At 60.0% G+C, this 12,724-nt stretch carries 13 protein-coding genes; 5 read left to right on the forward strand and 8 right to left on the reverse strand.

The window, feature by feature from the left end; genetic code table 11:
* Positions 1-98: 98 nt before the first annotated feature.
* From GA0061103_RS06125 to GA0061103_RS06140, 4 genes are read left to right on the forward strand one after another with little or no spacing between them, the layout of a single operon-like run.
* A complete protein-coding gene (locus GA0061103_RS06125) occupies positions 99-896 on the forward strand; it encodes an ABC transporter ATP-binding protein (protein ID WP_092708061.1) in 798 nt (265 codons plus the stop codon).
* Positions 893-1,642: an ABC transporter ATP-binding protein gene (locus GA0061103_RS06130; protein WP_092708064.1), complete on the forward strand. Its 750-nt coding sequence runs from the start codon at positions 893-895 to the stop codon at positions 1,640-1,642. The genes GA0061103_RS06125 and GA0061103_RS06130 overlap by 4 nt, the downstream gene beginning before the upstream one ends.
* Positions 1,639-2,547 (forward strand): branched-chain amino acid ABC transporter permease, encoded by a 909-nt coding sequence (locus tag GA0061103_RS06135; RefSeq protein ID WP_092708067.1) that lies wholly within the window; start codon positions 1,639-1,641, stop codon positions 2,545-2,547. The genes GA0061103_RS06130 and GA0061103_RS06135 overlap by 4 nt, the downstream gene beginning before the upstream one ends.
* On the forward strand, positions 2,544-3,530 hold the full coding sequence (locus GA0061103_RS06140) for a branched-chain amino acid ABC transporter permease (RefSeq protein WP_167376527.1): 987 nt from the start codon (positions 2,544-2,546) through the stop codon (positions 3,528-3,530). The genes GA0061103_RS06135 and GA0061103_RS06140 overlap by 4 nt, the downstream gene beginning before the upstream one ends.
* Positions 3,531-3,605: 75 nt before the next feature.
* On the opposite strand, the gene GA0061103_RS06145 is transcribed toward GA0061103_RS06140, so the two are convergent.
* The 6 genes from GA0061103_RS06145 to GA0061103_RS06170 all read right to left on the reverse strand — a co-directional run bounded on the left by GA0061103_RS06145 (position 3,606) and on the right by GA0061103_RS06170 (position 9,683).
* Positions 3,606-4,427, reverse strand: a complete 822-nt coding sequence (locus GA0061103_RS06145) for a carbohydrate ABC transporter permease (protein WP_092708070.1) — start codon at positions 4,425-4,427, stop codon at positions 3,606-3,608.
* Between the two features lies 1 nt (position 4,428).
* A complete protein-coding gene (locus GA0061103_RS06150) occupies positions 4,429-5,295 on the reverse strand; it encodes a carbohydrate ABC transporter permease (RefSeq protein ID WP_092708751.1) in 867 nt (288 codons plus the stop codon).
* Between the two features lie 159 nt (positions 5,296-5,454).
* Entirely contained in the window at positions 5,455-6,780 is a 1,326-nt protein-coding gene (locus GA0061103_RS06155) for an extracellular solute-binding protein (RefSeq protein ID WP_092708073.1), read from the reverse strand.
* 47 nt (positions 6,781-6,827) lie between these two features.
* Entirely contained in the window at positions 6,828-8,342 is a 1,515-nt protein-coding gene (locus GA0061103_RS06160) for a putative N-acetylmannosamine-6-phosphate 2-epimerase (RefSeq protein ID WP_092708076.1), read from the reverse strand.
* Positions 8,343-8,409: 67 nt separating this feature from the next.
* Positions 8,410-9,099, reverse strand: coding sequence for a GntR family transcriptional regulator (locus GA0061103_RS06165; protein WP_092708079.1), 690 nt, complete (start codon positions 9,097-9,099; stop codon positions 8,410-8,412).
* A 197-nt stretch (positions 9,100-9,296) separates the two neighbouring features.
* On the reverse strand, positions 9,297-9,683 hold the full coding sequence (locus GA0061103_RS06170) for a hypothetical protein (RefSeq protein WP_092708082.1): 387 nt from the start codon (positions 9,681-9,683) through the stop codon (positions 9,297-9,299).
* A 294-nt stretch (positions 9,684-9,977) separates the two neighbouring features.
* On the opposite strand from GA0061103_RS06170, the gene GA0061103_RS34975 reads away from it, so the two are divergent.
* Complete coding sequence (locus GA0061103_RS34975) at positions 9,978-10,154, forward strand: hypothetical protein (RefSeq protein ID WP_167376528.1); 177 nt, start codon at positions 9,978-9,980, stop codon at positions 10,152-10,154.
* A 468-nt stretch (positions 10,155-10,622) separates the two neighbouring features.
* Here the strand turns inward: GA0061103_RS34975 and GA0061103_RS06180 are convergent, their stop codons facing one another.
* Both GA0061103_RS06180 and GA0061103_RS06185 read right to left on the reverse strand, forming a co-directional pair.
* The gene (locus GA0061103_RS06180) at positions 10,623-11,360 is read right to left on the reverse strand and encodes a L,D-transpeptidase (RefSeq protein ID WP_245304674.1); all 738 of its coding nucleotides are present in this window, start codon (positions 11,358-11,360) and stop codon (positions 10,623-10,625) included.
* Positions 11,361-11,737: 377 nt separating this feature from the next.
* Positions 11,738-12,571 (reverse strand): heparin lyase I family protein, encoded by an 834-nt coding sequence (locus GA0061103_RS06185; RefSeq protein ID WP_167376529.1) that lies wholly within the window; start codon positions 12,569-12,571, stop codon positions 11,738-11,740.
* Positions 12,572-12,724: the final 153 nt, after the last annotated feature.

The following is a 12,724-nucleotide window of genomic DNA, read 5'->3' on the forward strand; positions in this document are numbered from 1 at the left end:
AAGAGGATTAAAGCTGATTAGCGTGATCAATGCAAGTGTGATCACAAATCAAATAATCAGGGAAGCGGCAATGATCGCTTTCCGGCCAGAGGGATCTCATGAGTACGACAACTGAACGGCATGGGGAGGAAGCCCGGCCTGTTCTGACGGCAAGAAATGTGATGCGGCGTTTCGGCGGCCTTGTGGCCGTCAACGACGTTTCTTTCCATGTGCGCCAGGGCGAGATTCTGGGGCTGATCGGCCCCAATGGCGCCGGCAAGACGACGATGTTCGATCTGCTGGCCGGCAGCGTCGCGCCGAGCAGCGGCGATATCATCTTGAACGGAACGGCGGTTGCAGGCGAGGCTGCTCATCGCCGGATTACTCGCGGCCTCGGCCGTACCTTCCAGATTCCGCGTCCTTTCCCCAACTTGACGCTTCTCGACAATGTCATGCTGGCTGCCCAGGATCAGACCGGTGAGCGGTTGCTATCGAATTTCCTGCGGCCATGGAAAGTCGCCGCTCAGGAGAAGGCCGCCCATGCCAAGGCGATGGACTTGCTCGACCTCGTTCACCTGACACGGCTCGCGCATGAGCCGGCACGCGTGTTGTCAGGCGGGCAGCGCAAGCTCCTGGAGCTTGCCCGCGTCATGATGGCCGACCCGGCTCTCATTCTGCTTGATGAGCCGGCCGCCGGCGTCAACGCCACGCTTTTGGAGACGATCATCGACCGCATCCGCGATATCAATCAGCGCGGCGTCACCTTCCTGCTGATCGAGCACAATATCGATATGGTGACGCGCCTGTGCCACCGCGTGCTTGTGATGGCGAGCGGCCAGCTTCTTTGTGAGGGCACGCCGGAGGAGGTTGCCCGCGATCCGCGCGTCATCGAAGCCTATCTAGGAGGCGCGGCATGAGTGAACCGGTCTTGAGCGTTCGCAACCTCGTTGCCGGTTACGAGCCGGGTGTGCCGATCGTTCGTGGTGCTTCGATCATGGTCGCAGAGAAGGAAATCGTCGTCGTGCTTGGGCCAAACGGCGCTGGCAAATCGAGTTTTATCAAGGCGATCGCCGGTCTCGTTCCGGTCGAAAGCGGAACGGTGGAACTGGGCGGCAGGGATATTACTGCTACGCCCGCACATACCATGGTGCGGCTCGGCCTCGCCTTCGTGCCGCAGACGGAGAATGTCTTTCCGCTAATGTCTGTAGAGGACAATCTGAAGGTTGCCGGCGGCATTTTGAAGCCGAAGGACGTGCCCGGCCGTATCGAAGAAATGTACTCGACCTTTCCGGATCTCGCTCGTCATCGCCGTATTGCCGCAGGCAATCTCTCCGGAGGGCAGAGGCAGATGCTGGCCGTTGCGCGTGCTCTCATTGTCCATCCGAAGCTTCTCGTTCTCGATGAGCCCTCGGCGGGTCTCTCGCCAAAATTCGTCTCGATGGTCTTCGACATGCTGACCAATATCCGCAAGTCCGGCGTCACCATTCTGCTGGTCGAGCAGAATGCCAAAGCGGCGCTGGCGATCGGCGATCGTGCCTATGTTCTCGTCGAGGGCAAGGACAGGCATGAAGGCGTGGCCTCCGAGCTTTGGAACGATCCTGTCGTTGCCGAACTCTATCTGGGACAGCGACCAGCGGCTTCGGCAAAAGGAGGCGCGGCATGAACCTGCAATTCATCGTCGACGGATTGCTGACAGGCTCGATGATCGGCCTTGGCGCCATCGGCGTGACGCTGACCTATTCGATCCTGCGCTTTTCGAACTTTGCCCATGGCGATTTCATGGCCTGGGGTACCTATGCAACGCTTGCCGTCGTCAGCGCCATCGGTGCGATCTTCGGTAAGGTCGCCCCAATCGGCCCGCTTTCCTTCGGCTGGCCGCTGATCGTAGCGGTGATCGTCGCAATGGGCTTTACCGGCATCCTTGCCCTGGCGCTCGACAAGGTGCTGTTTGCCAGGCTGCGGGCCAAGGGCCAGTCGATCATCGTCGTCATGGCGAGTTTCGGTGCTTCCATGGCGCTGCGCAGCCTGCTGGAATTCCTCTTCACTTCGCGCCCGACCTATTTCAGCCGCGCGATCCAGATCGCCATGCCCATCGGCTTCGGCATCCGCATCACGCCCGATCAGATTGCCCTTCTGATCGTCACGGCGCTCCTGGTCTTCGGTGTTCACATGCTGATGACGAGGACGCAGACGGGCCGCTCCATGCAGGCGCTCAGCCAAAACCCAGCGCTTGCCCGCGTCGTCGGTATCGATGTCGCCAAGGTCGTGCGCGTTACCTGGTTGATCGGCGGGGGGCTGGCCTGCGTTGCCGGCGTCATGATCGGCATTCTCGTACAGATCCGCCCGCTGATGGGCTTCGACATGCTGCTGCCGATGTTTGCCGCCGCCATTCTCGGCGGTATCGGCAGCGTGCCGGGCGCGGTTCTCGGCGGGTTGATCATCGGCCTTGCCGAGGCAGCGGCCGTTCAGCTTGTCGGTGCCGAGTGGCGCGCCGCCATCTCGTTCATCATCCTGATGGCGGTGCTGTTCATTCGGCCGATCGGCCTTTTCGGGGTGAGAGAGCGATGATGGACATTATTGGCTACGGCGCTTTCTTCCTGACCACCGCGCTGATCTTCTCCTTCATCACCCTCGGCCTGAACCTGCAATGGGGCCTGACCGGTCTCTTCAATGTCGGTCTTGCCGGTTTCGTAGCGATCGGCGCCTATACTTCGGCCCTGCTGACGACGCCCGATACGGCCGGGCGCTTTGGCGGCTTCGATCTGCCGATTCCGATTGGCTGGCTAGGCGCCATGGTCGTCGCCGGTATTGCCGCCGCCATCATCGGCATTGCGACGTTCAGGTTGAAATCGGATTATCTGGCGATCACCACCTTCGGCGTTGCCGTCGTCGTTCAACTTGTGGCGCTGAACGCGCAGAAGCTGACCGGCGGTCCCTTCGGCATCGGCTTTATCCCGCGGCCGTTTTCAGGTCTTGCCGAAACCCCGCTGCTCTTCAATCTTGCCAATCTCGGTGTCGTTGTCGTCGTGATGCTGATCGTCTATTTCGCTCTGGAGCATCTGGCGAAAAGCCCGTGGGGACGCGTGCTGAAGGCGCTGCGCGAGGATGAGCGCGCGGCTATTTCTCTCGGCAAGAGCGCGCGCTTCTATCGTGTTCAGGCCTTCGCTGTCGGTGGCGCGATCATGGGGCTTGCCGGCGCCATACAGGCGCATTTCATCGGCTTTATCGCGCCGGACAACTACGTTCCGATTTTGACTTTCCAGGTCTGGGTCATGCTGATCGTCGGTGGCTCGGGCAGCAACAAGGGAGCCATTGCGGGCAGCGTTCTGGTCTGGGCGATCTGGGCCGGATCGGGTGCGCTGACGAGCGTTCTCTTTTCGCCCGAGCAGCAGGCTCGCGCAGCCTCGCTGCAGATCGTCGCGATCGGCGTCATGCTCTGCATCATCCTGCTGGTTCGTCCCTGCGGCCTCTTCGGTGATATGCCCCGGCGGCGATCGCCAGTCGCGCCGCAACCGAAACCGGCGGTGGATGAGAGCAACCTTGCCTCATAAGGCAGGGTCGAAAAGAGCTGATGACGTATTGCGCAAGCTCTGGGAGCTTACTGTGGATGGCAAGACCCACAGACGCTAGCCTTTGACCGCTCCTGCGGTCATCGAGCCGGAGAGCTGCCGATACATCACAAGGCCAAGCAAGGCCGGTGGCAGTGCGCCGAGGATCATGACGGCCGATGCCAGCCCCCATTGCACGCCGCCGCCGCTGGCCGCGAAGAAGAACGAGGCGCCGACCGTCATCGGTACGGCACGGTTGGTCGTCAGCATCAGACCGAAGAGGAATTCGTTCCAGGCGGTGATGAAGCCGAAGATGAAGGTGGTGACGAGCGCGGGCCTGATCACCGGCCGGATGACCCTGATCATGATCTGGAAGACGCTCGCTCCATCCACCGTCGCGGCCTCGTCGAGCTCCACCGGTATGTCGGATATGGCATTGACCAGCATGACCAGCGCCAATGGGATATTGACGATCGTCAAAATGAGCCCCAGGCCGATCCGGGTGTCGAGCAGCCCGAGCCACTGATACATCATGTAAAGCGGGATCGCGAAGACGACCAACGGCACGGCCCGCAGGTTGATGACGAGCGGAAGCAGGAGCTTTTGTCCGGTCTCGCTGCGGGCGATCACGTAAGCCGCCGGGAAGGCAAGCACGATCGCCAGCAGCGTGCCGATGAGCGCTGCCGCCGCGCTGTTTGCGAGATAAAGGAAAATATTGAAGCGTTCGGTGTCCGTCAGCACCTTCAGGTAGTTGTCGAGGGTCGGCTGTTCGATCAACAGGCCGGGATTATTGGAGATCTCGCGTGTCGTCTTGAACGAAGTAATGAGGGTGACGAGGATCGGGAAGTTCATCGCTAAGACGACGACAACGTAGACGATCCAGCGCAAGAGTCTCAGCATCTCATTTCTTCCTTCGTGCGCCCAGCCAGTTCAGGCCATAGAGAACCAGCAGCGAGGTGATGAACAGCACGACGGAGGCTGCAACCGCCTTGCCGATGGCGCCTTCCTTGAAAAAGGCCTGGTAGATGTAGATCGACAAAGATGTCGTCGATCCACCGGCCCCGCTGCCGGTCAGGGCGTAGACATTGTCGAACACGCGGAAGCCGTCGATAAAACGAATGAAGAAGGCCACGGTCAGCGTCGGCAGCATCAGGGGCAGTTCGATACGCCACAGCCGCTGCAGGCCGGTTGCGCCATCGAGCGCTGCAGCCTCGCGCACATCTTCGGGAATGGCGATATAGGCGACGTAGAACAGCAGAAAGGCGAAGGGCGTCCATTGCAGCACTTCGACGACGACGAGGGTGCGGAAGGCGTTCTGATAGTCGAGAAAGGCGGGGCTGTCTCCGAACCACTCGAAAAGATAATAGGGCACCGGTCCGGCAAATTCGTGCAGCACGAGGCGGTACATCAGGCCGACCATGGCGGGCGCGACCATCAACGGCAGCATCAGCGGCGCCATCAGCACAGGCCGTGCCGATAGAAGCGGCTTCAGAAAGATCGCCAGGAAAAGGCCGAGCAGGCATTCCGAGATAGCCGTGATGATGCCGAAGCGGAAGGAGAACCAGACGGATTGCCAGAATGCGGCCTCCGTCAGCACCGTGACGTAATTGCCGAGGCCACTGATCCGTGGGCTGCGCAATGTCTCGAACGAAACGGTCGAAACGGAATAGAGAAGATTGAGAAGAGCCGGAAAGCCGAGGAACAGCAGCAGAAACCCGACAAGCGGTGCCAGGTAGAGCCTGCCTTCGGCGCGTTTTATAAGAGCCATGAGTTTCAGCCGCAGTGGCCGGATGCCGCCAGAGCCTTTTCGCTTTTCGTCGAATCGCAAAAAGGCTCTATTCTTCTGTTGTTTTTACGCAATTCCGGACGGAAAACCGCAATACACTTTTCCTGGAATTGCTCCAAAGCCGGCATCCGGCCCTTGTCCTTATTTCTTCAAGAGATCCTGCATGCCTGCCTTGGTATGGGCAAGCGCATCCTCAAGGCTCTGCTGGCCGGACCAGTAGCCGGTGAATTCCTTGGCCTGCAGTTCGTAGACCGAAAGCGCCTTGGCCGAGGTGGCCCCCGTCATGACGTAGCCGTACTTGCTGGCAAACTCGCCGAGCTTCACGAGATCGGGACGCTCCTTGGCCACCTTGGCGACGACGTCAGGCGTCAGCGCCGGTGAGCCGCCGGCGCGTGCATAGGCAAGGGCCGCATCCTCGGAAGACAGCCACTTGAGGAACTTGATCGCGCCTTCCTTGTTCTGAGCGTTCTTGTTCAGCCCGAGGCCGAGGCCGTGAATATGGTCGACGCGACCATTCGGCCCGGCCGGCGGCGCAACGATGCCGGTGACGTCGGCGACGGCAGGCGATTTCTTCGCATCGGTCAGCTCGGCCGCTGCGGCATTCCATTGCAGGGCAGTTGCGGCCTGCCCCGAGCTGAAGGCGGCATTGGTTTCGGCATATTCGTAGCTTAGCGAATCCTTCGGCGATGCGCCGGCGTCGTAGAGCATCTTATAGAGCTTCAGCGCCGTCTTATAGGCATCCGAGTCGATCGTGACATTGCCGCTCGCGTCCATCCAGTCGCCGCCATAGGAGCGCGGCAGGGACTGGAACACCATCATGTTGAAGAGAAGGTTCTTCATCTGCAGCACGGTGCCGTAACGGACCGGACTCTGGCGGTTCACCTGCTTGCTGAAATAGAGCGAAGTCGCCGCCCAATCATCCCAGGTCCAGTCGTCAGGCTGCTTCGGTGCCAGCTCCTTGCCGAGATACTTCTTGGAGATCTCGGCATATTTGGCCTTGGCATCGGGATCGGCGATGAGGGCATCAACAAGATCCTTGCGGTAGTACATGAAATGCAGCGACAGGTCCGTCGGCACGCCATATTGCTTGCCGTCGAACTGCATGGTCTTCAGCACCGTATCGCCGAACACCTTGGAGGCATCGGCACCAAGCTCGATCGGCTCCATGTAAGGTGCATAGCGGCCGATCGAATAGGTCGCGACCAGATTGACGTCGAAGGCGTTCGAGCCGGCTGCCATGTCGGCCTGCAGCTTGTCGAAGAAGCCGTCGCGATTGAAGAACAGCAGCTCGACCTTGTCGGCATCCGATGCCGTCTTGTTGTAGAGCTCGGCGGTAGCGCGCAGCGCCGTTTCCTCTGAGCCGCCGGGCCAACCGAGCACGACAACCTTGGCGTTAGCGAGCCCCGGCAGGGCCGCCACCGACAGCATCAGGGCAAGCAGTGCGGACGATATGTGCTTGAGTTTCATTCTTGTTCCCTTTCCTTATCGTTGTTTGTTGAATTGGGCAGGTCTGCTTATCGATGGCGTCCGGCAAGATCCGCCGCGCCGATGATACCGGCATTGGAGCCGAGGCTTGCGGCGACCAGGCGCGGCGCCAGATGCGGAGCCAACCCCTCGAATTGCGCACCGACAGCGTCGAGATAACCTGGCGCCAGACCGATGCCGCCGCCGATGACGATGCGTTTCGGCGCGAACATCATCTGGATGTCACGGCATAGAAGTGCGACGCGCGCCGCCGACTGCGTGATGATCGCTTCGGCCCAGCCGGCACCTTCGCGCGCCTTTCGAAAGATCTCAGGGGCCTCGGCCGGATACCCGGCGCGGGCGGCTTCCGCTGCCATCCAGCGGCCCGAAACGACATCCTCCAATGGTGACTGGCCGTTCGTCGGCCCGCGAAGCAGGCCGAAATGACCGGCAAGCCCGAGCAGTGGTCGTCCATTGACGACCACACCGCCGCCGATGCCGGTCGATATGGTGAGGAAGACGGTATCCTCGTTGGCGCCGGCGCCGAACCTGTGTTCGCCCCAGGCTGCTGCCTGAGCATCGTTGACGGCGAAAGCCGGTTTGCCAAAGAGCTTGCAGGCTTGTGCCGCCAGCGGGTAGCCATCCGGAATTGCCAGCGTCGCGGGATTGAGGGCCGACCAGCGTCCGTCGCTTATCAAGCCGGTTGCGGCGATGCCGACGCGCTCATATCGACCTGCCCAGGAGTGTGCGTGCTCGGCGATGGCCGCCAGCCAGGCGTCCGGGCCTGCCTGCCGGCTGGTCGCGATGGTCGTCTTGCCAAGCACCTGCGCTCCCCGGACCAAGGCCGCCAGGGTCTTCGTGCCGCCGATATCGATCGCAAGCGTTGCGTCATCGCGCTCGGAGAAGGCAGCGGAAACAGCGTCGTCGAACCAGGATGTCACATGCTCGGTGCGCGTGATCGCCGAACCGACGACGACGGCGCAGGCACCGGCCCTTACGGCATCTGCCGCCTGTTCGGGCGTGCGGATGCGGCCTTCTGCGATCACATGGGGCGTGAGTTCCCGCATGGCGGCAATCAGCTCGATATCCGGCTCGACAGGCTCGGGGCCGCCGACATAGCCGGACATGGTCGTGCCGACGAAATCGACGCCGGCGTCGAGAGCGCGTTTGGCGTCTCCAACACACGAGCAATCCGCCATCGACAGCAGTCCTCGGGCCTTGATAGCGGCAATCAGCGCCTCGATGGTTGCCGGTCGGGGCCGGTCGGTCGCATCGAAGGCGATGATATCGGCGCCGGCATCGGCCAGCGCCTCGACATCAGCGATAAATGGGGTGATGCGCACCGGGCTGTCATCGAGGTCTCGTTTGACGATACCGATGATCGGTGCGTCAACGGCGGCCCTGACGGCTTCGACATAGGCGGCCGACTCGATGCGCAAAGCGCGGGCGCCAGCGGCCAGTGCCGCACGCGCAAAGCCGCTGACGAAAATGGCCTCATCCATCGCCCCGCCCGGTACGGGCTGGCATGAGACGATGAGGCTCAGATTGAGATCTTCCTTGCGCATTCGGCACCCCTTTTGGAGCGCAACGATAGAGAATGATCACCAGAAAGCAACCGGTTTTAAACTGGTATTATCTCTGCAGCTCGAAGACAAAATCATAGACCTCGCCCTTGTAGCGCGTCTCGCAATATTCGACGATCTCTCCATCGGCGAGAAAGCACCGCCGCTCGGTCGTCAGGATTGGCGCGCCGGTTTCACAGCGCAGATGCTGCGCATCCTCGGATGTGGCGGCGCGCGCCCGCATGCGCTGGACGGCACGCTTTGGGAGGAAGCCGCGTTCCGCCAGTGCTTCATAGAGGGAATCGCCGACCAGCGAAGGTGAGGGGAGGAAGCGCACGGGTACGGCGGCATGTTCGACGGCGATCGGCGCGCCATCGGCGGTCCGCACGCGGCGCATCCGTAGGAGCTGCGCATTGGCCGAAATGCCGAGCGCCATCATCTCGGTCGGCGAGGGTCGGGTTAACTGTTTGGAAATCCAGACGCAACCCGGCTCCATTCCACGAGCGCGCAGGTCTTCGGAGAAACTGGTGAGGGTGGAAAGCGATTTTTCCACGCGTGAGCCGATCTCACTGCGCGCACCCTGCCGCCGGCTCAACATGCCTTCCTCCTCCAGCATGGCGAGCGCTTTTCGAACCGTCACGCGCGACAGGGAAAGGGTTTCGGCAAGCGATCGCTCGCCCGGCAATACGGAGCCGGATTTAAAGGCGTGGCTGCGGATGGCGGCTTCGATCGCGCTCTTCAGCTGCTTGTAGAGCGGCATCCCCTTTGTGTCGGACGCAAGCTCTTTCCTGATCAGCTCGATAATATCAGTTACCAAGGCAGACTTCCCGTTGATGGCACGGCGACGAAAATGTCGCCCTGTTCACTACTGGTATTATACTGTACAGGTTTTTGCGATCTGTCGAGGCGGGTAAAGGGCATACCGGTCCGCTGATGCAGGCCGGTATGCAGTTCGTATTAGGAGGCCAGAGCGCGGCGCTCAGTCCGGACTGGCATGGCTTTGCCCGGGACCCGCAAAGGGGCCTTCGCGACGACGGGCGAAATGCGGGCCGTATTGGCCTTGGTGGCTCCCAGCCAGCGAAGAATCGCGTCGAAGCCGGGCTGGGCAGCCCGCTTGAATTCCGGGCTCATCTCCTCGTCCATGCCGCAGAGCGAGGCAATTTCCTGGAAATCGACACGTCCTGCCCGAAGGGGAGGGCGCGACTGGAAAACGATCAGGCCGATCATGAAGCCTTTGATATTCTCGAAGCTGCGCGGCTGAAGCAGCGGCTTGAGCCGCATATCGCAAAAATCCGAAATCTTGCGCTGGAAAACGTCAGAGGCAGAGCTTTTCTTTATGGGCATTATTCATTCCTTGCAGGCGACATCATCCAAAGGTCGGGGTGTGGCCCGCTAAAGCACGCAGGTTAACGAAGCGCAAACAACCGACCGATTGGCCGCTTTCAATTCTACGATACGCCGCCATTTGGCAAGCGAAAGATCGATCACGCTTCGGTCAGCGCCGTCTCAGGCGTGAGGTCGCGAAAACAGACTTGATGTCTTGTCGTCGAGCCATCAAAACCATGAAAAAACTGTAACTTGCCTCCCGTGTCATTGAGAGCGACATTTTCCTTGCGCCGGAATTATGAGGTGAAAGACATGTCAGTCTTGGAAATACTAGTCAGACGCCGGATGCAGGAAGAATATGCCAAGGGTACATCGCCAGAGCGCATCACCCGGCTCCTGCAGGAATTCTTCAATGGGGCAGAGGCCTCCCAAGCCGATGCACTGCGTTCGGCAGAATATGCTAATGAATTCAAGATTGCAGATGGCTAGGTTATGACCTTTAAATGAGACAAGGCGTTGTTTTACAGGAAGTTTTACAGCGTTTTGCTCATTTTTCTTGGCTTTCCGATCTGGCCGACCCGCATCGACGGGCTTCGTTCATCAGGTGAAATGGCTCCGTGTATGGCGGACCCGGGCTTCCATAGCACCGATGATCTCGCCAGCCCGCTCCTTTCCGCCATTCAATCCCCTCGGATGCGAATTGAGAGACCGGCGGTCTAAAATCCGACTTCCGCGGTTCCTCTGAGGCCCGAGAAAATGCAGCTGACGCTCATGGTGCCTGTGACGGCTGCCTTTCCCGTCGAATGATTTGCGTTTCCGGTCCTGCTAGCGCAGTTCAGCTTTTCAGGGAAATTCTGAATCGTTCTAGCTCTTGGTTTTCACGCAATTCCGGACGGAAGCCGCTGTGCACTTTTCCTTGAATTGCTCCAGGCTGACCCATGCAAGGCCGGAGTGCAATTAGAGCACGACGACCTTTGTTCCCACGCCGACCCGGCCATAGAGATCCATGACATCCGGATTTGCCATGCGGATGCAGCCGGACGATACCGCCTTGCCGATCGAGTTCGGCTCATTGGTGCCGTGGATGCGGTAGAGGGTGGAACCGAGATAGAGCGCTCTCGCTCCGAGAGGATTGTTGAGGCCACCTTCCATGTGGTCAGGCAATTCCGGACGGCGGGCGATCATTTCCTTGGGCGGCGTCCAATCGGGCCACTCCGCCTTGCGGCTGATCGTCTCCGTGCCTTTCCAGGAGAAGCCTTGCTTGCCGACACCGATGCCGTATTTGAGGGCAGTTCCGTCGTTGAGCACGAGATAGAGGCGCTTTTCCTTGGTGGAGATCACGATTGTGCCGGGATCGTAACCGGAAAAGCGCACGACACTGCGCGGGATCGGCGACTGCGCCAGACTGGCCCGCTTGTCGTCCTTGAGGCCTGGACTGAATTGAGGAGACACCGCATTCCGATCGATCGACGCCTGGCGCCGTGGACGGGGGGCTGGCGGGAAATCGCCGTCCTCATCGTCATAGTCGTTGTAAGGATCGCCCCGATAGTAATAGCGATCGTCGAGACGCGGATCGTCGCGATAGCGCGGGGGCGCCTCCCGCCAATAGCGCGGAGCAACATAGCCGCCGTCCAGATCGTCGCCATAATCCGGCAGATACCTCCATTCCTGCGCATGCGCGGCGGAGCCTGCCATCAGTAAAGCCAGAGCGGGCACAAGAACAAATTTTTTAGTCTTCACGTGATAACCATACTTCCCGAAGAATGCATCGGATTGCGCCCCGCCTCGACGGGGCATGCGTGCTGCAGACAATTCCGGAAACGGCGGGCGTAATTGTGGCAGCGGCGATTGAAAGTCGTGATTTTCCGACCTGTTTTTGAGGTCCTGGTAGAAATACGCAAAGCGGCGGCCACACGCAGCGTTTCTGTCATCGGCCGGAGAATATCCTCGTCACCGCGTCTACCGAAGACGGCCTGACCGGCTGCTGAGCAGGACACTATTCGTTGGACTAGCCTCCTCGAACAGTTTGCCGAACCCACCTGGCACTCGCCGGATGAAACGGCATCGGATGATTACTTGGCGGATACCGCTAGTTTCGACCAAGCGGGATCACTGGAAGGGTCCGTCGACCAGAACTGGATATCCGCGAAGTCAATTGATTGCACGACATCCGGCAAGGTGTCCCTATAGATCCCGAAGCGCGGTTGAACATCGATGAATGGGCGGCCGTCCTGATGTCGCATACCGTGATCGAGAAAGCCGAGGCGCCCCGTGTAGGAGGAGTCGCAGGCGCGCCCGTTGAGATAGACCTGTATGGAGCTTGCACCGTCCTGCAGGCTCGGCTTCAGCATCACATTCACATCATTCCAGTCACCCAGATTGAGATGCCAGGGACCACAGATTATCTTGGACTGACCGGCGTTGCAGTCGGCGCTTCCCCGCACCTTGGCAACGAAGTTCGCCCCTGTTTCCGATGGTATGGTCTCGATTTTGAACAATGGATTTGCTGCTTGGCAGGTTCCGAGAGGCTTCGTCTCTTCCGTTGGAATATTTTGCTTTACCTGATGAATGACGGTGCGATTGCCGAGCCCGCGCCAAGGGGCTTCGAGCCGGAAGGCAAAATGGTACCATGTCGGCTCATCGAATTTGATAACCTCTTTCTTGATTTGGATTTCCACCCGTTCGGTCGGCGCATCGCCGACACTCTGGTCGGGCGCATCACCCGGATGCACCGAGATACGCAATATCGGCCTGGAAGGGGATGAAAGATCGCAAACGATACGCGATCTCCATGAGGCAGGGTCCAGCCTGCTGCTGATCCGCCAGAGCTTCGACGGATGCTCGCCGTCGACGGCGCATAGGTCGGCAAAGCTGCCCGACAGCGGAGCCGCTGCTTCCTGTGCCATCGCGTGCGATCCGTTCAAAGCAACCAGGCATGATAAAACGAAGGCAAGCTGTGGCGTTCTCGAGGTCATCATCGTCGGTCTTTTCCGCAAGACAGGACAGGGTCTGAGAAGTAGCGGCTCCAGCCGGCTTTCTTGACCAACGATATTGGTTGC

It is taken from the genome of Martinezella multihospitum (genome assembly GCF_900094585.1).
Taxonomy (GTDB): domain Bacteria; phylum Pseudomonadota; class Alphaproteobacteria; order Rhizobiales; family Rhizobiaceae; genus Rhizobium; species Rhizobium multihospitium.

What these genes read in the sequence shown, in the direction of transcription:
- GA0061103_RS06140 (WP_167376527.1), top strand. Translation starts at nt 2,544, where the DNA reads ATGATGGACATTATTGGCTACGGCGCTTTCTTCCTGACCACCGCGCTG.
- GA0061103_RS06160 (WP_092708076.1), bottom strand. Translation starts at nt 8,342, where the DNA reads ATGCGCAAGGAAGATCTCAATCTGAGCCTCATCGTCTCATGCCAGCCC.
- GA0061103_RS06170 (WP_092708082.1), bottom strand. Translation starts at nt 9,683, where the DNA reads ATGCCCATAAAGAAAAGCTCTGCCTCTGACGTTTTCCAGCGCAAGATT.
- GA0061103_RS06135 (WP_092708067.1), top strand. Translation starts at nt 1,639, where the DNA reads ATGAACCTGCAATTCATCGTCGACGGATTGCTGACAGGCTCGATGATC.
- GA0061103_RS06125 (WP_092708061.1), top strand. Translation starts at nt 99, where the DNA reads ATGAGTACGACAACTGAACGGCATGGGGAGGAAGCCCGGCCTGTTCTG.
- GA0061103_RS06180 (WP_245304674.1), bottom strand. Translation starts at nt 11,360, where the DNA reads ATGGCAGGCTCCGCCGCGCATGCGCAGGAATGGAGGTATCTGCCGGAT.
- GA0061103_RS06130 (WP_092708064.1), top strand. Translation starts at nt 893, where the DNA reads ATGAGTGAACCGGTCTTGAGCGTTCGCAACCTCGTTGCCGGTTACGAG.
- GA0061103_RS06165 (WP_092708079.1), bottom strand. Translation starts at nt 9,099, where the DNA reads ATGCCGCTCTACAAGCAGCTGAAGAGCGCGATCGAAGCCGCCATCCGC.
- GA0061103_RS06185 (WP_167376529.1), bottom strand. Translation starts at nt 12,571, where the DNA reads ATGGCACAGGAAGCAGCGGCTCCGCTGTCGGGCAGCTTTGCCGACCTA.
- GA0061103_RS06150 (WP_092708751.1), bottom strand. Translation starts at nt 5,295, where the DNA reads ATGGCTCTTATAAAACGCGCCGAAGGCAGGCTCTACCTGGCACCGCTT.
- GA0061103_RS06155 (WP_092708073.1), bottom strand. Translation starts at nt 6,780, where the DNA reads ATGAAACTCAAGCACATATCGTCCGCACTGCTTGCCCTGATGCTGTCG.
- GA0061103_RS34975 (WP_167376528.1), top strand. Translation starts at nt 9,978, where the DNA reads ATGTCAGTCTTGGAAATACTAGTCAGACGCCGGATGCAGGAAGAATAT.
- GA0061103_RS06145 (WP_092708070.1), bottom strand. Translation starts at nt 4,427, where the DNA reads ATGCTGAGACTCTTGCGCTGGATCGTCTACGTTGTCGTCGTCTTAGCG.